This window comes from Novosphingobium anseongense (genome assembly GCF_037482895.1).
Lineage (GTDB): Bacteria > Pseudomonadota > Alphaproteobacteria > Sphingomonadales > Sphingomonadaceae > Novosphingobium > Novosphingobium anseongense.
The window spans coordinates 910,157-927,320 of sequence record NZ_JBBHJZ010000001.1; the positions used below are offsets into that span (position 1 = coordinate 910,157).

Genomic DNA, 17,164 nt, shown 5'->3' on the forward strand with positions numbered 1-17,164 from the left:
GCATGACCAAGGCCATGCCGAGCGATATCCGCGAGACTGCTTCGCCGCGCGGCAAGGACACGCGTTTCGTCATTATCGGCTCGGGCATTTCCGGCGTACTCATGGCGATCAAGCTGCTCGAGCGCGGCTACCGCGACATCGTGATCCTCGAGAAAGCCGGGAGGATGGGCGGGACCTGGCGCGACAACGTCTATCCAGGCGTAGCCTGCGACGTCGCCGCGCATCTCTATTCCTATTCGTTCGCGCGCAATCCGTGGTGGAATTCGCGCTACGCCAAAGGCGCGGACATCTGGGCCTACTATCACGGCGTCGCGCGGCACTACGGCGTGCTGCCGCTGATCCGCTACTACGCCGAAGTGCTGTCGGCCGAGTTTGGCGAGGGGCTGTGGCAAGTGACCACGCGCGACGGCGATGTCTTCACCGCCGACGTGGTGATCGCGGCGGCGGGCCGGCTCCACCGGCCGGTCATGCCGGAGATCGAGGGGCTCGATAGCTTTGCCGGCGCGCTGTTCCACACCGCGCGCTGGGACCAGACGATCGAGCTTGCCGACAAGCGCGTGGGCGTGATCGGCACGGGATCGAGCGCGACGCAGATCGTCACCGCGCTAGCTGGCAAGGTCGAGCGGCTCTCGCTGTTCCAGCGCACCGCGCAGTGGGTGTTCCCGGTCAAGGACACTCCCAATTCGTGGTGGACCAAGCTGCGCTTCTGGCTCTCGAAGCGGCGCTGGGACGACTACTATCGCCAGCTCCGCGGCGAGACCGAAGCGCGCGGCAAGGCGGCGACGAGCACGGTCGAGGGCCGCGCGGCGCGCGACCAAGTCTGCCACGACGCGCTCGCCGGAATCCGCGACCCCGAACTGCGCGCCAAGCTCACCCCGGACTACGATGTGGGTTGCAAGCGGCTCGTCTTCTCCGACGGGTACTACGAGGCAGTCCAGCACCCTAGCGTCGACGTCGTGGTCGATCCGATCGCACGCGTGGTGCGCGAGGGCGTGGTAACCGAGAGCGGCAAGCTGCACGAGCTCGACGTGCTGGCGCTCGCCACGGGCTTCGACGCCCACGCCTATATCCGGCCGATGCAGGTCACGGGCGAGGGCGGGGTGACGCTCGACGAGGTCTGGCGCGACCTGCCGCTGTCCTATCGTTCGATCGCGATCCCGCACATGCCCAATTTCCTGATGATCAACGGGCCCTATTCGCCCGGCGGCACCTCGTCGGTGGTGGGCATCGCCGAAGCGCAGGTCGACTATATCCTCCAGTTGATCGACCGTATCGTCGAACAGCAGGTCCAGATCGTCCCGCGCGAAGAGCCGGCGCGCGCCTGGCTCGACGGCATCCGCGCCAAGGCGCGGGACTCGGTCTGGGGCAATGGCGGCTGTCAGTCGTGGTATCTCGACAAGACGGGCACGCCGACGCTCGACACTTCGACGCTGTCCGAACTGCAGGAGCAGCTTGCCGAGGTGCAGTGGGATCACTTCGTCGAACGACCGAGGTAAGATGGCACGAGTTCAGACGAACGGCATCGCGATCGAATACGAGATCTCGGGCCCCGCCGATGGCCCAGTCCTCCTCATGATCCACGGCGTCGGCGCACAGCTGATCCGCTGGCCACCGGCGCTGATCGAGCGGTTCGAGCAAGCCGGTTTCCGCACCTTGCGCTTCGACAATCGCGACATCGGCCTGTCGAGCCACATGGACCACCTGGGCCTGCCCGACATCGCCGCCGCAGTCGCCGCGCGGCAGGCGGGCGAGGAGCCGGTGCTCCCGTATACGCTCTCCGACATGGCGGCCGACACCATCGGCCTGCTCGATGCGCATGGAATCGGACAAGTGCATGTCCTCGGGGTCTCGCTCGGCGGCATGGTCGCGCAGGTCCTGGCCATCGAGTACGCCGCGCGCGTGCGCTCGCTGGCGCTGTTTACGACCCAGAGCGGCAATATCGACCTGCCGCCCTCGCAGCCCGAGGCGCTGGCGATCCTCTCGCAACCCGCGCCCGATCCCGCGCACGATCGCGAGACCTTCCTCGCGCACCAGGTAAAGCTCAACCGCGCGCTCGGCAGTCCGCTCTATCGCGCGCCCGAGGAAGACCTGCGCCGCTTCGCCGGCCTTGCCGCCGACCGTGCCTACAACCCCGCGGGCGCGGCCCGCCAGCTTGCCGCCGCGCGCGGCGCGGCCGATCGGCGTCCTGCCTTGCGCACGCTTTCGGTGCCGACGCTCGTGGTCCACGGCGCCGACGATCCGCTGATCCGGCGCGAAGCCGGGCACGATCTAGCCCGGAGCATTCCCGGCGCCTGGCTGCTCGAGGCAAGCGGCATGGGCCACGACCTGCCGGGCGAACTGCTCGACCTCTTCGCTGCCAACGTGCTCGCGAACTGCGCTCGCGCCGCCTGAGCGCCCCACTCTAAACCAGAAAACGTCATCCCCGCGAAGGCGGGCACCCATCTCATGCGATCTTCACAGATGACGGAGACAGTAGGCGAGGCCTTCCCTCCGCCCCGCAAAAAACAACGCCCGGACCTTTCGGCCCGGGCGCGCTTCCTTCTGCGGAGGGAAGCTCAGAAATTGGCGATGAAATCCACGCCCCAGGTGCGTGCCTGCTGGTAGCTAGCGTTCGATTCGAAGTCGCCGAACTGCAGGAAATACTGCGCAGAACGGTTGTTCGTCAGGTTGCGCCCCCATAGGCCGATCTCACCCTTTGCAGGGCCCAGGTTGAAGTCGCGCAGAGCAACGCGCCCGTTGAGGATCCAGCGCGCTTCGGTGAATTCATAAGGCGCGAAAGCCGGAGTCACGGTCGCCACGTCGGTGAACGGGATCGTCCGGTACTTGCCCTGGTAGGTGGCATCGAGGCGGAAGAACATCGTCGCTTCATCGAACAGCGGCTGCGTGACGTACTGGCCGTTGAGCGAGGCGATCCAAGGCGCCACGCCGGTCAGCTTGTAGGGCCGCCCCTGCGCCACCAGCGGGCTCGGGTTCTTGAGGTTGGCATCGGTGTAGCCGACGGAACCGCCGAAGGTCAGGCCATCGGTCGGCGCCGCGTTGACTTCGAGTTCGAAGCCCTTGGCATTGACCTCGCCGTTGCTGATCACGACCACGCCCAGCGCCGCCTGGTTGACGCCGTTGAAGGTCACCACCGAGCCGCTCTGCGCCGACTGCACGTTCTTGTACTTGGCGTGCCACAGCGCGAGGTTCACGCGCAGGCGACGGTCGAGCCATTCGGACTTGAGGCCGACTTCCTCCGACAGCACGGTTTCGGGTTCGAACGAGATCGCGCCGACCGCGCCGCCCGACAGGAAGGCCGACGAGACCTTGGCATAGGCCAGGATGTCGTCGTTCGGCTTGTAGTTCAGGCCCACCGAGAAGGTCGGCTTGGTCTTCTCGAAGTTGAACGGGAAGGAGGTGAGGGCGCCCGTGCCGGTGCCGCTGACGATCTGGCCGGTGCCCGTGCGGCTGCCGGTGAACACGCCGCCGCGGATCAGATCGCCGCGCTTCTTGTCGCGCGTGATGCGACCGCCAGCGACGATCTCGAACTGATCGGACAGGTGGAATTCACCCTGGATATAGGCCGCGAGCGACGTCGCGATCGACGTGCCGTCCTGGACATTGCCCAGCGGCAGCAGCTGCGGCGTGATCGCGAAGGCGAAGTTCGGGGCCATGCCGGGCAGGCCGCTGTTCAGTTCCTTCGAGTGATACCAGAGCGCGCCAACCGTCAGGTCCACGAAGTCCGAACGATAGTTGAGCTGGGCTTCGTTGCTCCACTGGTGACCCTTGCCGTAGGAATTGCCCTCGTAACCGGCGAAGTAGGGGCGTCCGGCCACGGCGGGCCCGAGCTGCCCGGCGATGTTGGCGATGGTCGCCTGGACCAGCGCGGCATTGGCCGGATTGGCGACATTGACGCCCGCGCCCGACAACGCGCTGATGCCCGCGAAGGTCGCATAGGGCACGACCGATCCGGCCGTGAACTCGAGCCCGCTGAGGCCCGCGATCGTCGAGGGGCCCCAGACTTCCGACTTGCGGTAGGCGGTGATGTTCTTGAACGAGAGATCGTCCGAAAGCTGCAGGTTGATCGTCAGGTTGTGTCCCGACGACTTCTGGAAACCGACCTGGGTCCAGGCGTTGTTGGTCGCGTCGGGGCGCTTGTTGCCGGGGTTGAGCACGACCGGGCCGAAGCGTCCGCCACCTGCAGGCTGGGCCGCCAGGATCTGCGCGAGCATGTTGCCGGTGAACGAGGCCCCGTTGATCGCGACGGGCGCGCGCGCTTCGGGATAGACGTCGCCGCTGGTCGAATCGAACTTGTAGGTGGCCGAGAAGGTATCGCTCGGCTCGAACTTCACCGCCGCGAAGAAGTTCTCGAAATTGCGGCCGCCGAGCCATTCGGGCGAGCGCTTGAGCTGCTGATTGGTGAAGGGGCTGGTGAAGTCGAAGGCCGTGCCCGCGCCGAGGTTGCGCACGTCGCCGCGGCGCTCGTCGTGGACATAGGTGAAGAAGGCCGAGAACGGACCGATCTGCGGCGTGTCGATCGTCGTGCGCACGCGCAGCTGGCTGTAGTTGCCGACGGTCACATCCTGGCGCCAGGCCAGTTCGCCCTTGGGATCGCGCGTCACGACGCTGATCGCGCCGGCCGTGGCGTTGCGGCCGAACAGCGTGCCCTGCGGGCCGCGCAGCACTTCGATGCGCTGGGTATCGGGCAGGTCGAACACCGAACCGCGCGTGCCGCCGATATAGACGCCGTCGAGATAGACCGAGATCTGGCGATCCTGGCTAGGCGCCGAGGCACTGGCAAAGACACCGCGCATGGCGAAGGAGGGCGAACCGAGCGCGCCGGCGTTCTGGCGCGAGAGCAGACCGGGGGCAAGGCCGGTGAGGTCGTTGACCGAAACCACACGGTTGGCCTGGATCGTGTCGGCACTGAGCGCGGTGAGGGCGATCGGCACGTCCTGCGCGACCTGCTCGCGCTTCTGCGCGGTGACCACGATGTCCTCGAGCCCGGTCGTTTCGCTCTGCGCCCAGGCCTGCGCCGGGATGGCGGCGATCGCGACCAGAGTGGTGGAAAGCAGCAATCGGCTGCGCGTCATCTTCTGGCTCTTCATCTCGTTCTCTCCCTGTCTTCCGGCCATCGGCGCGGCACCGGCAGGCGACCTGGAGCCGCACGCCGAAATCCCGTGGAACCGACGAGCGGAAGCATTCGCCGAACCGCCAGGCTCAACGTCGATCCGCACTCGGATTATTGAAATACACCAATGTCAAAACGCTTTTTATGCATCGCCGAAACTGAGTCAATTGCAATGCGCCGTCCATGATGCATTTTTATATTTTCCCGTTGATTTCCGTGTATAGCCCTATGGAAGAGCGCTGCAGGGCGTGAGGATGAACAGACGGGAGACGGCGGGTGAGCGCCAGACTGAAGGGCCGCAAAATCCTGGTGACCGGGGCGGCAAGCGGCATGGGGCGCGAGATCGCTCGGCTCTTCGCCGCCGAGGGCGCGGCTTTGGCGCTGCTCGATCGCGATGCTGCGGGGGCCGCCGCGGTCGCAGCCGAACTCGACGCCGCCGCCCATGGCTGCGACGTGTCCGATCGCGCCGAGGTGGGCCTTGTCGTCACGGCGGCGGGCGAAGCGCTGGGCGGCATCGACGGTATAATCAACGCTGCGGGCATTCTCGACATCGTGCCCTTCGCCGATCTCGCGCCCGAAAGCTGGGACCGCATGCTCGCGGTGAACCTCACCGGCCCGTTCAACGTCGTGAAGGCGGCGCTGCCCTTCCTTCAGGCGGCCGAGCGCGCGACGATCGTCAACATCGCCTCGGTCTCGGCACTGATGCCGATGGCGGGAACCACGGGCTATTCGGCGAGCAAGGCCAGACTCGCGATGTTCACCAAGGCGATCGCCTTCGACCTCGGGCCGAACATCCGCGCGAATTCGATCTGTCCGGGCGTGATCAAGACCGAGATGACGCGCTACCTCTGGGAAAATGCCGAACACACCGCCCGAGCCGCAGATCGCGTCGCGCTCAAGCGCCTGGGCGAGCCCGGTGACGTCGCGCGCGCGGCGCTGTTCTTCTCGACCGAGGATTCGGGCTTCACCACGGGAACGGAACTGCCGGTGGACGGCGGGTTTTCCTGGCGGTGAGAAGCATCCTCCCCTTGCCGGGGAGGATTATTGGGCAGCGGCCTCGATCTCCTTCGCCCGCGCTCGCAGCACGTCCTTCTTGACCTTGCCCGAGGGCACGCGCGGCAGTTCGTCGACCAGCACGACGTGTTCGGGGAACTTCTGCCGGGCGAGGCCGGCACCGTCGAGGAACCGCTTGATCTCGGCAAGATCGATCACCTGACCCGCGCGAGCGATGATGAAGGCGCAGCCTTTCTCGCCGGTGGTCGCGCTCGGCATCGCGACGATCGCCACCTCGGCCACGGCGGGGTGCTCGGACAGCAAGTCCTCGACCTCCTTGGGGCTGATATTCTCGCCGGAGCGGATGATGATGTCCTTCTTGCGCCCGGTGATGACGATGTAGCGCTCCTCAACGATCCGGCCGAGGTCGCCCATACGGAAGAAGCCGTCGTCGAGGAAGGCGCCCTCGTTGTCCGAAGGGTGCAGATAGCCGACGAAAAGCCCGGGCCCGCGCGCCAGGATCTCGCCTTCCTCACCGTCGGGCAGAGGCGCATCGGTGACGGCGTCGACGATGCGCATCTCGACCGGCTCGACGATCTCGCCGTCGGTCTCGGCGCCAAGCCGGGCCTGGGCACGGTCGCGGATGCCGAGCGTGGCGGTCAACATCTCGGTCGAGCCGTAGCAACGGAAGAACAGGCAATCGGGAAAGGCGCTGCTCGCGCGGCGGATCAGTTCGGGCGAGACCGTCGTGCCGCCACAGAAGAACAGCCGCAGCGACGCCAGCGCCTGGGGCTTGTCCTGCGCCACGTCGAGCATCTGCTGAAGGAACGGCGTCGCGCCGCCGGTGACGGTGCAGCCGTTGCGGGCGATGCAGTCGATTCCGTCCTCGGCCGCCCAGACGTCGATCAGCACCGAAGCGTTGCCGAACAGCCAGGGCATGTCGAAAGCCCAGAGCGCACCGGTGATGTGGGTGACGGGTGAGGGCATGAACACGACGTCGGCGGGGCCGATGCCCCAGGCCTCGCCCATGGCGCGCGCGCGGTGGCCATAGGAATAATGCGTGTGCAGCACGCCCTTGGGCCGGCCCGTGGTGCCCGAGGTGTACATGACGATGAGCACCGAGGCCGGATCGACCGCGGGCAGGGCCGCGGGATCGAGCGGATCGGCGGCCAGCGCCTGCTCCCAGGTCAGCGCCCCGTCTTCACGCACGACCACGACGTCGCGCAGCGCCGGCAGCGAGGCGCGGAGCGCCTCGACCGCGGCCCGGTGATCGTACTTGCGGAAGGTGCCAGGCACGAAGATCAGCTTCGCACCGCAATCGGCGAGGATATAGGCGAGCTCGCTCTCGCGGTAGATCGGCGGGATCGGGTTGATAATCAGGCCGCAGATCCGCGCGGCGAGCGCGATCGCCGCGGTCTCGGCCCAGTTGGGGAGCTGGAACGAGACGACGTCGCCAGGCTCGAGCCCGCGATCGCGGAAGAAGCCGGCAAGGCGCAGCGCCTGGTCCCAAGCCTCGGCGCGGGTGACCCGCCGCTCGCCCTCGATCAGCAGGACGTGCTCGGGATCCTCGGCCACGGCGGCGCGCGCCACATCGGCGAGCGTTTCGTCCCGCCAATGCCCGGCCTCGCGCCAGGCCTGAGCGGCCGCTTCCGACCAGCGCATCTGGATGCCGCTCGCGTCGGTCCGCAAGGTCCAGGTCATGCTTCGCCTCGTCCTCTCTCGGCGAGGGCGATCGTGCGCCTTTCTGCCGACGCCATGTCGATCGCATCGAGCAGCCGCGTCAAGCGCACCGCGACGTCGAAGTCGGGAACCGTGCGCGTGCCGCGGCGGATGTCCTCCGCGAAGTCCGCGTGAAGCTGGCCGACGTTGATCGCTGCGCCGTCGAGGCCTGCCAGCGCGGAACTGGGCTGAGGCTCGGCGACCGCCGAAGTCGTTACGGTCAGCGCGCCGCACTGGTAGCCGCCGGGATGCTGGCCGCGGATCTCGAGCGTCCCCTCGCTGCCGCGCAGCTCGAACCGCAGCGGAAGGTTCTCGCCCGCGGTAATCTCGACGCTGGAAACGCAGCCGTTAGCGTGGCGGCCGTGGATCAGCATGTGATCGGCGCAGGTCCGCACGACCTCTTCGCCGGTGCCTGCTATCGTGACCCGGTCACGCAGGATCGAATTGCGCGCCGAGACTTCGGCATAGGCGCCGACCACGGCCTCGACCATGGCCAGCGTGTGCCCGCCAGCGATCGTCGCCAGGGTCGCGCCGTTGCTGCGATCCTGGAGATAGGCGTAGTGTGGCGGCGCCACGGCGCCCCAGCCTGCCGTCGAAGACACCACGCGCAGGCTCAGCGGCCGGCCGATCGCGCCTTCGCGCACCAGCCTGGCGGCGTGGCGCACGGCGAGGGCATTGGCGCCCTGAAGCCCGATCGCGACATGAGCGCCGGCCTGGCGTGCGGCTTCGGCGAGTTCCTCGGCCTCGGCCAGATCACGCGCAAGCGGCCATTCGCAGTAGACGTGCTTGCCGGCCTCGAGCGCGGCCAGGACGATCGCGCGGTGCTCGGGCACCTTGACCGTCACAGCGACGACGTCGACCTCGAGATCGCGGGCCATCGCGCAGGAATCGGCATAGGCCCGGTCGGCGCCGAAGGTTTCGGCCGCGACATCGGCGATTGCCTGCGTGCGCGCCGAAACCGCGGCGATCGCGATGTCGGGCACGGCCTCGAGCGCCGGGAAATGCGCGTCGCGCGCCCAACCGCGCTCGGCGTTGGCTCCGGCGAATCCGAATTTCAGCATCAGCGCGCCTTCGGCAGGCCGAGCACGCGATCGGCGGTGATCTCGCGCTGGATTTCGTTGGTTCCGCCCGAAATCGAGAAGACCCAGGACCACAGGTAGTCGTAGGTCCACGGATAGGCGGCGCGATCGCCGTCGAACTCGAGGAAGGACCAGCCCAGGATCTCGCCGACGACTTCGCTCAAGGCCTTGTGCGTCGTCGTGACCATCAGCTTCATCATCGAGCCCTTGGGGCCGGGCTCGCCGGTGCGGTCGGTCTCGGCAATATCGGCCAGGGTCATCGCGCGGATGGCAATGCAGTCGGCCTTGATCGCGGCGAGGCGCTGGGCCACGCCGTCGTCCTCGATCGCCAGGCGGCCATCCTCGATGCGGGTCTTGCCGGCCAGATCGATCGCGCGATTGACGCGCTCGTAGAGTTCGAGCTGGTCACCGATGAAGCCCAGGCCGCGCTCGAACGAGAGCGTCGCCAGCGCGGTCGACCAGCCTTTGCCGACTTCGCCGACGACGTTGCTCAGCGGGATGCGAACCTCGTCGTAGAACACCATGGAGACGTGATCGTCCTGCAGCATGGTACGGATCGGCTTGATGTCGATGCCTGGCGTCTTCATGTCGCAGATCACCCAGGTGAGCCCCTTGTGGCGCTCGCTCGCGGGATCGGTGCGGATCAACAGTTCCTGATAGTCGCCATATTGCGCGTCGGTGGTCCACATCTTGGCGCCATCGACGACGATGTGGTCCCCCTCGATGCGCCCGCGGGTCTTGATCGAGGCGAGGTCCGAGCCGGCATTGGGCTCTGAGAAGCCCTGGCACCACAACGCCTCGCCCGAAAGGATACGCGGCAGGTGGAACGCCTTCTGCTCGGGCGTACCGCGCGCGATCAGCGTCGGCCCGGCGTGCATCAGCGCGACGTAGGTCGTGTTGATGTGGTGCGGCGCGTGGGCACGCGCGAGTTCTTCGTACCAGATCACCTGACGCAGGCCCGACAGGCCGAGGCCGCCGTATTCCTGCGGCCAGGCGACGCCGGCCCAGCCATGGTCGTGGAGCTTGCGCTGCCAGTCGCGATCGAACTGCGCGCCGGCCGTCCCATGTGCCGGACGAGGCGCCTGGGGCACGTTGGCCTTCAGCCATTCGCGAGCGCGGATGCGGAAGTCGCGGTCGGCTTCGGTGTAGTGGAGGTCCATGTCAGTCCTCCAGCCCGGCGTGGAGCACGCGGCCGAGCAGCGCACGCTTCGCGCCAAACAGCCGCGACAGCAGCAGCGCGTGCTTGAGCAGAAGGTGTGCGTCGTGCTCGTCGGTGACTCCGATGCCACCGTGAAGCTGGATCGTCGTGTCGGTCGCGGCGAGTGCCGCGCAATTGGCGAGGTGCTTGGCCACGTCGAGATGGGTGGCAGCGTCGGCGCGAGCTTCCTTGGTCGCCGCCGCGGCATACCAGAGTTGCGCGCGCGCCGCCTCGATCCGCACGGCGAGATCGGCGCAGGGATGGCGCACGGCCTGCCACGAACCGATCTTGCGACCGAAGGTCTCGCGGATCTTGGCATAGTCGACGATCAGATCGAGCGCCGCTTCGGCCACGCCGAGCAGCATGGCCGCAGTCCCTAGCTGGCCGAGCTGCCAGACATGATCGCCGGCGAGGCGCTCGACGGAATCGGGCAGGGTGCTCACCACGCCGAGCGAATTGGCCGGATCGAGCGCGGGGCGCGCCGTGGTAGTGACCCCCGCCAGCGGATAGAGCACCGCCTCGTCGCGCGTCACCTGCAGCGCCAGGGCACTGTCGGCTGCGCCGATAAGCCGCCAGGCCGCACCGTCGGCGACCAGCAGCGCCACACCCTGCTTACCCGAAACGATATCGGCATCCCCGGTGAGGTTGGCGGCAAGACACTGTGCGAGCAGGTCCACCGGCGCGCACTGGCGCCCCGCCTCGCGGAAGAACAGCGCGTGCTCGACCGCCGAAAGGCCGCTGCCGCCGCCGCTCTCGGGCACGGCCAGCGCGAACCAGCCCATTTCACCGAAACGGGCGCGTGCGTTGGCCGCGAGATCGGCCGAGCCCGGCGTATGCAAGCGCGCGATCGGCAGAGCCTGGGCGACGAAGGCGGCAGCCGCCTCGGCGATCTCGACCTCGTGTCCGTCAGGCGCGAGATACATTTGAAATCCCCCCGCGTCCCGAGCCCCAATTCATCATCGTAAAAATGATCCACATGCCATGCATTAATCCCGAAACCCCTCCTAAGGCGGCGGGAATAAATTGCAACAGTCGAAGGTTATTTTATCCCGATCGCATCGGCAGGACGATGAAGGCCCGAAGCGATCAGCCGGCGAAGGACACTTCGGGAAGACCGCGTTCGCCGGGCTCGAGTGCGAAGACCGAACCATTGTCGACGCTGGGCGGGGTCACGGGCGGCATCGCGATTTGAGTGCTGGTGACATAGAGCGTCGTCAGATCGGGCCCACCGAATGCCAGCTTGGTCGGGTTCGAGAAGGGCAGCCGCACGATCCGGTCGAGCGTGCCGTCGGGCCGATAGCGCCGCAGGGCGCCCGCCGCGACGTTGGCGAACCAGTAGCCGCCTTCGGCGTCGACCGTCGCACCGTCGGCGAAGCCCTCGTTTTCACCGAGCGTGACGAAAGGGCGGCGATTGGCGAGTTCGCCGGTTGCGGGATCGAGATCGAAGGCCTCGACCAGGCGAGTCGGCGAGGTCACCGCGTACATCGTCCGGCCGTCGGGGGCGAAGGCGAGGCCATTGGCGACGTGAATGCCCGCCACGACAGGGGTCAGCCGATCGCCATCGAGGCGACACCAGGCAGCGTCGGCCGAACTCTTGCCGGAAATGTAGCGCGTATCGTAGCCGCCGATCCAGAAACGCCCCTGACGATCGCAGGCGCAATCGTGGAGATGGACATGCTCGGGGAAGGGCGAGGGCGCGCGCAGCGACAGATCACCGCTCTCGGGATCGAAATCGTAGAGACCGTCGGCGAGGGCGACCAGCAGCCCACCGCTCGCCTTGAACACGAAACCGCCGACTCGCCGCGGCATCGGCCAGATGCGATGCGCGCCCGATCCCGGATGCCAGCGGTGCAGCTCGGGCTCGTGCTCGCAATTCACCCACCACAGCGTCTGCTCGGCCACGGACCAGAGCGGCGTCTCGCCGAGGTGGTTGTTCGCGTCGAAAGCCACGCGGATCTCGGTCATCGTACGGTCTCCAGAAGCGGGGCCAGATAGGCAGCGGCGCGGGCCAGTCCGGCCTCGATACCCTCGGCGGCCAAGCGTGGGCCGATCACCTCGAGGTCGTACCATCCCGAAAAGCCGGTGTGGGCGATGGCCGGGATCACCCGGTCGAGCGGCACGGCACCGTCGCCAGGCACTGCGCGGCAGGGCAGGCCTCGGTCGCCGTAGATGTAGTCGCTGACCTGGACGAGCGCGATGTCGGCGCCGGCCTCGGCGATCGCTACCTCGAGATCGGCGTCGGCCCAGCAGGCGAAGAGGTCGATCATCACCGCGATTCCCGCGCGCCGGGCCAGGGCGACGGTGTCGGCGAGGCGATGGACGATCGAGACGTCGGCATAGAGGTGCGAGGTCGGCTCGATGCCGAGCCGCATGCCCGCCGCGCGGGCGGCCTCGGCACAGGGCGTCACGGCTTCGACGAAGCGCTCGGCCGCATCGGGCCAGGACAGTTCGCCGCGACCGCCGGTCGTCATGATCACGCTGTCCGCGCCAGTCTGCGCGGCGACATCCAGCGTGCGCAGCAAGCGCTCGCGGGCGGCTTCGGTCTCGGCGGAGGTAGCAAAGCCGAACGCGCGGTGGGTCAGCGTCGCGACCGCGAGTCCGGCATCCCGGATCACCCTTGCGCTTTCGTCCGTTCCGAAAGCCAGCACCTGGTCGAGTTCGGGACTGATCCCCCGCGCGCCGATCCGCGCCACCTGGTCGACCTGCGCGCCGAGCGATGCCGGTGGCAGGCATAGGGTGTTGATCGAGATCGCCCGATGCAAGGCGGCTCAGCCGGCGAGCGGGGTCGACTGGAAGGCCACGAGGCGCCAGTCGCCATCCTTGGCCCAGACCGTCGTCACACGATTGTTCAGGCGCTTGTCGACACCCTCGACGCGCACGTCGGTGGTCATCCGGCCGGTGAGCAGCGCGGCTTCGGGCGCGAGCATATTCACGCGTTCCTCGTCCCAGGCGATGCCGACATAGACAATCCTCCCCGCCGCCATCTTGGCGAGATAGGCCTCGCGATCGTCGACTGCGCCGGTGGCATGGGCGAAGTTCAGCCGCGGATCGAGCAGATCGGCCAAAGCCGCATTGTCATTTGCCAGCATAGCCTCGCAGCGGCGCCTTTCGGCCGCCAGCACCGCCATGGTCGGGTCTTGGTTCAAGCTCGGCTCCTCCGCCCGGACATCGGGCGATCGCATCGAATCGTCGGCCCAGGAAGTATCGGGATTATCAGATTGCATAAAGCCTATTCCATTTATTCAGCGCGACGGGCAAAGGCGGGGCGAGGGAGAGATCGGCATGAGCGATCAGGGTTCGGTGATCGATCGCATGTTCGCTGCTTTGGCGGCGGGCGAAGTCGAGGCCGCGCTCGCCTGCCTGTCCGACGAGGCCAAGGTCTGGCACGGCTTCGACCGGCTGGCGCACGACAAGGAGGCGATGCGCGCGCAATACCGGGGGCTGGTCGATAGCTTCCCCGAGCGCGATTTCGTCGACGCGCGCCGCCAGGCCACGCCTACGGGCTTCGTCCAGCAGCATGTGATGACCGCGACCACATCGTCGGGCCAGCGCAAGGCCTGGCCGGTCTGCATCGTCGTCCGCATCGAGAACGGGCTGATCACGCGGCTCGACGAATACATCGATCGTGCCGGCGCTTTCGAGCCGCCGGCGAACGGCGCGTTTGTGACGCCGGGGCTCGACGACTGACCGGCTGACTTCAGGCCCGCGGCCTGCGGGCACCGATTGGGAAAGGAATGCAATGACGCGGTTCGAAGGCAAGGTTGCGATCGTCACCGGCGGGGCTCGCGGCATCGGCGCGGCGATCGTCGCGCGACTCGTTGCGGAAGGCGCGAACGTGCTGGTCGCCGACCTCGATCCGCCCGCCCAGCAGAGCGAGCGGATCGTCTACCGCCGCACCGACGCGACGCAGGCCGCCGAAGTCGAAGCAGCCGTCGCCGCGACTATCGAGCGATGGGGCCGGCTCGACGTGCTCGTCAACAACGCCGGCATCGGCGCACTCGCCGAAACACCCGACATGAGCGAGGATGCCTGGGACAAGGTCTTCGCGATCAACACCAAGGCGGTGTTCCTGTTCTGCAAGGCAGCAATCCCCGCAATGCGGGAAACCGGCGGCGGTGCGATCGTCAATATCGCCTCGATTTCGGGCCTCGTCGGCGACTATGCGATGGGCGCCTACAACGCGTCGAAGGGCGCGGTGGTGAACTACACCCGATCGCTGGCGCTCGATTGCGGGCGCGACGGCATCCGCGTCAACGCGCTGTGCCCGGGCCTGATCGAAACCGAGATGGCCGCTGCGGCGATCGCCGATCCGATCGACCGTGCCTTCTGGTTAGATCGCATCGCGCTTAGTCGCGCGGGCCGGCCCGACGAGATGGCGGCAGTGGCCGCATTCCTCGCTTCGGACGACGCGTCCTACATGACCGGCGCGATCGTCGCGGCCGACGGCGGCATGACCGCACACACCGGCCAGCCCAACGCGCCCGATCGAATCCGGCAGCGGAAACTGCGCTGATGCGCCGCTGGCTCAAGCGGCCCGAAGGCGCGAACTGGGGGCTGTTCGGCGAAGACGACCAGATCGGCCGGATGAACCTGGTCACCCCCGCGCGCCGCCTCGCCGCGGTCGCGAGCGTGACCGAGGGCTTGGCCTTTCCGCTGAGCCTGCCGCTCGACCACCCTAAAAAGCAGGTCTTTGCCGGACGCAATCCGCCGGTGCTCTCGCCGACGATCAGCGCCGACGGCCGGACGATGTACGACTGGATGCCCGCGGGCGGGCCGATCGACGTGGTAAACGACGACCAAGTGCTGCTCGGACTGCAATATTCGACGCAGTGGGACGGGCTCAGCCATTACGGCACCTGCTTCGATGCCGACGACGACGGCGTGGCCGAGCACGTGTTCTACAACGGCTATCGCATCGACCGCGATTTCGTCCTGCCGGGCGAAGGGCGGGCCCCCGCGGCGCTGGCGCTCGGCATCGAGAAGTTGGCCGAGACCGGAGTCCAGGGGCGCGGCGTGCTCGTCGACCTGCGGCGCTCGGACGAGAAGGTCGGCTACGACGCACTGATGCGCGCGATGGCGGAGCAGGGCGCCGAGGTGGGCGAGGGGGACCTCCTCTGCCTCTACACCGGATACGCGGATATCCTGCTGCGTGATGGCGCGGACGTTTCCGATGCCGAACTCGCAGCCTGTCCAGGGCTTGACGGCAAGGACAGCGCCTTGCTCGACTGGATCGACCGATCCGGGATCGCGGCAATCTGCGCGGACAATTCGATGGTCGAGAAGATCGACGGAGTGAACCGCTGCGCGGGCACGGCGATGATGCCGCTGCACGAGCATTGCCTCGTGCGGCTCGGCATCCATCTCGGCGAATTTTGGTGGTTCGGTGCGCTCGCACCGGCGTTGGCAGAGCGCGGCCGCAGCCACTTCCTGCTGACCGCTCCGCCGCTCAACCTACCCGGCGCCGTCGGCTCTCCGGTCACGCCTATCGCCACAATATGACCCGAAAAAAGAAATCGAATTAATTTTTTCATTGACGACTCGCGCTCACTTGCGAATTAATGCAACACGCGTGAGGAGATACATATGACCGTCGCCCTCGATTCCAATAAGACCAAGATCGCGCGACGCGTGATCGAGGTGTTCGAATTCTTCGCCTCCGAGAATCGGCGGGCGACGGTGATGGACATCGTCCGTCGCTACGACCGGCCGCAGTCGAGCACGTCCGAACTGCTGGGCGCGCTGGTCGAGATGGGACTGCTCTACAAGGACCCGGCCTCGCGCTCCTATGCGCCGACGCCGCGGCTCGCCGCCTTCGGCTTCGCGGCGCAGCCCGAGCCGATCGCGAGTGGCCGGCTGTTCGACTACATGGACCGCCTCGCGCAGACCTCGCGCGCGGGCGTGGGCCTGTTCGGCATGGTCGGCACCCACGTCCAGGTGTTCCGCTGGGTACAGGGCGCGGACCTGCCGAGCGGCGGGGTCGACTGCGGCGCCAGCGTGCCGCTTTCGGCCAGCCCCGTGGGCCTGCTGCTGCTGTCTTCACTCGGGCTCGAACAGGCAAGCCGCATGCTGTGGCGGCTCAATGCCGAAGCCGCGCAGGCCGATCGCTTCAACCTGGCGGACTTCAACGAGATCGTCGCGCGCTGCGGCGAGTTCGGCCACGTCACCGGCGATTCGGGCTTCACCAAGGACAGCCGCATCACGGCCATGCTGCTGCCCGAAACGCTGGGCGAACGTCGCCTCGCGCTCGGCGTGGTCTATCCGACCTCGGCCGCGGTCAATCCCGACGCGCTGCTCGCCACGCTCGAGCACGGCGTGAGCAATTGCCTCGGGACCGATTGTGACATGGAAGCGCCGTTCGTGCGCTCCATGGTGAACTGAGCCTGCGATGGCCACTGCCGCACAGCGTCCGATCAGCCACAACCAGATCGGCCAGAAGCTCGGCCGTAAGGGACAGGAGACGCGCGAGCGGATCATCTCGGCAATGCTCCATCTGCTTGCCGATCCCGATGGGCCGCCGGTCACCGTCAGCGGCGTCGCCAAGGAAGCGCAGGTTCGGCCGCCCAACGTCTACCTCTACTTTCCCGACATGGCCGAACTGCTGCTCGCCGCGCTCGCGCGCGTGATGGACACGGCCGAGGAAGCCTATCTCGCACGGCTGCGCCAGCGCTGGCCCGACGCGGAACTGCACGCCTCCTGCCTGACATTCCTGCGCGCGCACTATGCCTTCTGGCAGAAGCATGCGCGGCTGCTGCACATGCGCAACGCCATGGCCGACGACGGTGACCTGCGCGTGCTGCGCTATCGCAACGATGTGACCAAGCCGCTGATCGACCTGCTCGCCACGCAGTTCTGCTCGGGCGGCGAACTGGCAGAGACCAACGTGGCCTGTGTCCTGCTCACCGGGCTCGAGCGCATGGCCACGGTGGTGACCAATCCGCAGTTCCGGATCATCACGGGCGGCGCGGCCGAGGCCGACCAGCGCGCTTATGTCCGCGGCCTGGTCGAGGCCGAGGCCGAAGTCCTCGCGGCAGTGATCGCCAGCAGACGCGCCGCGGCGCGATAGGG

16 protein-coding genes are annotated in these 17,164 nt (G+C 67.4%); 8 read left to right on the plus strand and 8 right to left on the minus strand.

Features of this window, described 5'->3' with window-relative positions; translation table 11 throughout:
- Positions 1 to 2 precede the first annotated feature (2 nt).
- Entirely contained in the window at positions 3 to 1,496 is a 1,494-nt protein-coding gene (locus tag WG901_RS04390) for a flavin-containing monooxygenase (protein ID WP_339585789.1), read from the plus strand.
- Between the two features lies 1 nt (position 1,497).
- The gene (locus tag WG901_RS04395) at positions 1,498 to 2,391 is read left to right on the plus strand and encodes an alpha/beta fold hydrolase (protein WP_339585790.1); all 894 of its coding nucleotides are present in this window, start codon (positions 1,498 to 1,500) and stop codon (positions 2,389 to 2,391) included.
- Between the two features lie 164 nt (positions 2,392 to 2,555).
- On the opposite strand, the gene WG901_RS04400 is transcribed toward WG901_RS04395, so the two are convergent.
- Positions 2,556 to 5,087 carry a TonB-dependent receptor gene (locus WG901_RS04400; RefSeq protein WP_339585791.1) on the minus strand — a complete coding sequence of 844 codons (2,532 nt, stop codon included), beginning with the start codon at positions 5,085 to 5,087 and terminating at the stop codon, positions 2,556 to 2,558.
- Between the two features lie 299 nt (positions 5,088 to 5,386).
- Here WG901_RS04400 and WG901_RS04405 point away from each other — a divergent pair, with 299 nt between their 5' ends.
- Positions 5,387 to 6,124, plus strand: a complete 738-nt coding sequence (locus tag WG901_RS04405) for an SDR family NAD(P)-dependent oxidoreductase (RefSeq protein WP_339585792.1) — start codon at positions 5,387 to 5,389, stop codon at positions 6,122 to 6,124.
- 27 nt (positions 6,125 to 6,151) lie between these two features.
- On the opposite strand, the gene WG901_RS04410 is transcribed toward WG901_RS04405, so the two are convergent.
- The 7 genes from WG901_RS04410 to WG901_RS04440 form a co-directional block, all read right to left on the minus strand.
- On the minus strand, positions 6,152 to 7,804 hold the full coding sequence (locus WG901_RS04410) for an AMP-binding protein (protein WP_339585793.1): 1,653 nt from the start codon (positions 7,802 to 7,804) through the stop codon (positions 6,152 to 6,154).
- Positions 7,801 to 8,883 carry a Gfo/Idh/MocA family protein gene (locus tag WG901_RS04415; RefSeq protein WP_339585794.1) on the minus strand — a complete coding sequence of 361 codons (1,083 nt, stop codon included), beginning with the start codon at positions 8,881 to 8,883 and terminating at the stop codon, positions 7,801 to 7,803. Before WG901_RS04415 ends, WG901_RS04410 begins: the two co-directional genes overlap by 4 nt.
- Positions 8,883 to 10,061: an acyl-CoA dehydrogenase family protein gene (locus WG901_RS04420; protein WP_339585795.1), complete on the minus strand. Its 1,179-nt coding sequence runs from the start codon at positions 10,059 to 10,061 to the stop codon at positions 8,883 to 8,885. Before WG901_RS04420 ends, WG901_RS04415 begins: the two co-directional genes overlap by 1 nt.
- Position 10,062: 1 nt before the next feature.
- A complete protein-coding gene (locus WG901_RS04425) occupies positions 10,063 to 11,022 on the minus strand; it encodes an acyl-CoA dehydrogenase family protein (protein ID WP_339585796.1) in 960 nt (319 codons plus the stop codon).
- Positions 11,023 to 11,185: 163 nt separating this feature from the next.
- Positions 11,186 to 12,064, minus strand: a complete 879-nt coding sequence (locus tag WG901_RS04430; protein ID WP_339585797.1) for an SMP-30/gluconolactonase/LRE family protein — start codon at positions 12,062 to 12,064, stop codon at positions 11,186 to 11,188.
- Positions 12,061 to 12,861 carry a sugar phosphate isomerase/epimerase family protein gene (locus tag WG901_RS04435; protein WP_339585798.1) on the minus strand — a complete coding sequence of 267 codons (801 nt, stop codon included), beginning with the start codon at positions 12,859 to 12,861 and terminating at the stop codon, positions 12,061 to 12,063. The genes WG901_RS04430 and WG901_RS04435 overlap by 4 nt, the downstream gene beginning before the upstream one ends.
- A 6-nt stretch (positions 12,862 to 12,867) precedes the next feature.
- Positions 12,868 to 13,245, minus strand: a complete 378-nt coding sequence (locus WG901_RS04440; protein WP_339585799.1) for a nuclear transport factor 2 family protein — start codon at positions 13,243 to 13,245, stop codon at positions 12,868 to 12,870.
- Positions 13,246 to 13,381: 136 nt separating this feature from the next.
- Between WG901_RS04440 and WG901_RS04445 the strand changes: the two genes are divergently transcribed.
- The 5 genes from WG901_RS04445 (at position 13,382) to WG901_RS04465 (ending at position 17,162) form a co-directional block, all read left to right on the plus strand.
- Complete coding sequence (locus WG901_RS04445) at positions 13,382 to 13,786, plus strand: nuclear transport factor 2 family protein (RefSeq protein WP_339585800.1); 405 nt, start codon at positions 13,382 to 13,384, stop codon at positions 13,784 to 13,786.
- Positions 13,787 to 13,838: 52 nt separating this feature from the next.
- Positions 13,839 to 14,612, plus strand: a complete 774-nt coding sequence (gene budC, locus WG901_RS04450) for a meso-2,3-butanediol dehydrogenase (RefSeq protein ID WP_339585801.1) — start codon at positions 13,839 to 13,841, stop codon at positions 14,610 to 14,612.
- Positions 14,612 to 15,598: a cyclase family protein gene (locus tag WG901_RS04455; protein ID WP_339585802.1), complete on the plus strand. Its 987-nt coding sequence runs from the start codon at positions 14,612 to 14,614 to the stop codon at positions 15,596 to 15,598. Before budC ends, WG901_RS04455 begins: the two co-directional genes overlap by 1 nt.
- 84 nt (positions 15,599 to 15,682) lie before the next feature.
- Positions 15,683 to 16,477 carry a helix-turn-helix domain-containing protein gene (locus WG901_RS04460; RefSeq protein WP_339585803.1) on the plus strand — a complete coding sequence of 265 codons (795 nt, stop codon included), beginning with the start codon at positions 15,683 to 15,685 and terminating at the stop codon, positions 16,475 to 16,477.
- A gap of 7 nt (positions 16,478 to 16,484) precedes the next feature.
- Positions 16,485 to 17,162 carry a TetR/AcrR family transcriptional regulator gene (locus WG901_RS04465; RefSeq protein WP_339585804.1) on the plus strand — a complete coding sequence of 226 codons (678 nt, stop codon included), beginning with the start codon at positions 16,485 to 16,487 and terminating at the stop codon, positions 17,160 to 17,162.
- The last annotated feature ends 2 nt before the right edge of the window (positions 17,163 to 17,164 follow it).

Coding starts and splice junctions, on each gene's coding strand:
- WG901_RS04390 (WP_339585789.1), top strand. CDS start 3: ATGACCAAGGCCATGCCGAGCGATATCCGCGAGACTGCTTCGCCGCGC.
- WG901_RS04395 (WP_339585790.1), top strand. CDS start 1,498: ATGGCACGAGTTCAGACGAACGGCATCGCGATCGAATACGAGATCTCG.
- WG901_RS04400 (WP_339585791.1), bottom strand. CDS start 5,087: ATGAAGAGCCAGAAGATGACGCGCAGCCGATTGCTGCTTTCCACCACT.
- WG901_RS04410 (WP_339585793.1), bottom strand. CDS start 7,804: ATGACCTGGACCTTGCGGACCGACGCGAGCGGCATCCAGATGCGCTGG.
- WG901_RS04415 (WP_339585794.1), bottom strand. CDS start 8,883: ATGCTGAAATTCGGATTCGCCGGAGCCAACGCCGAGCGCGGTTGGGCG.
- WG901_RS04420 (WP_339585795.1), bottom strand. CDS start 10,061: ATGGACCTCCACTACACCGAAGCCGACCGCGACTTCCGCATCCGCGCT.
- WG901_RS04425 (WP_339585796.1), bottom strand. CDS start 11,022: ATGTATCTCGCGCCTGACGGACACGAGGTCGAGATCGCCGAGGCGGCT.
- WG901_RS04430 (WP_339585797.1), bottom strand. CDS start 12,064: ATGACCGAGATCCGCGTGGCTTTCGACGCGAACAACCACCTCGGCGAG.
- WG901_RS04445 (WP_339585800.1), top strand. CDS start 13,382: ATGAGCGATCAGGGTTCGGTGATCGATCGCATGTTCGCTGCTTTGGCG.
- budC (WP_339585801.1), top strand. CDS start 13,839: ATGACGCGGTTCGAAGGCAAGGTTGCGATCGTCACCGGCGGGGCTCGC.
- WG901_RS04455 (WP_339585802.1), top strand. CDS start 14,612: ATGCGCCGCTGGCTCAAGCGGCCCGAAGGCGCGAACTGGGGGCTGTTC.
- WG901_RS04460 (WP_339585803.1), top strand. CDS start 15,683: ATGACCGTCGCCCTCGATTCCAATAAGACCAAGATCGCGCGACGCGTG.
- WG901_RS04465 (WP_339585804.1), top strand. CDS start 16,485: ATGGCCACTGCCGCACAGCGTCCGATCAGCCACAACCAGATCGGCCAG.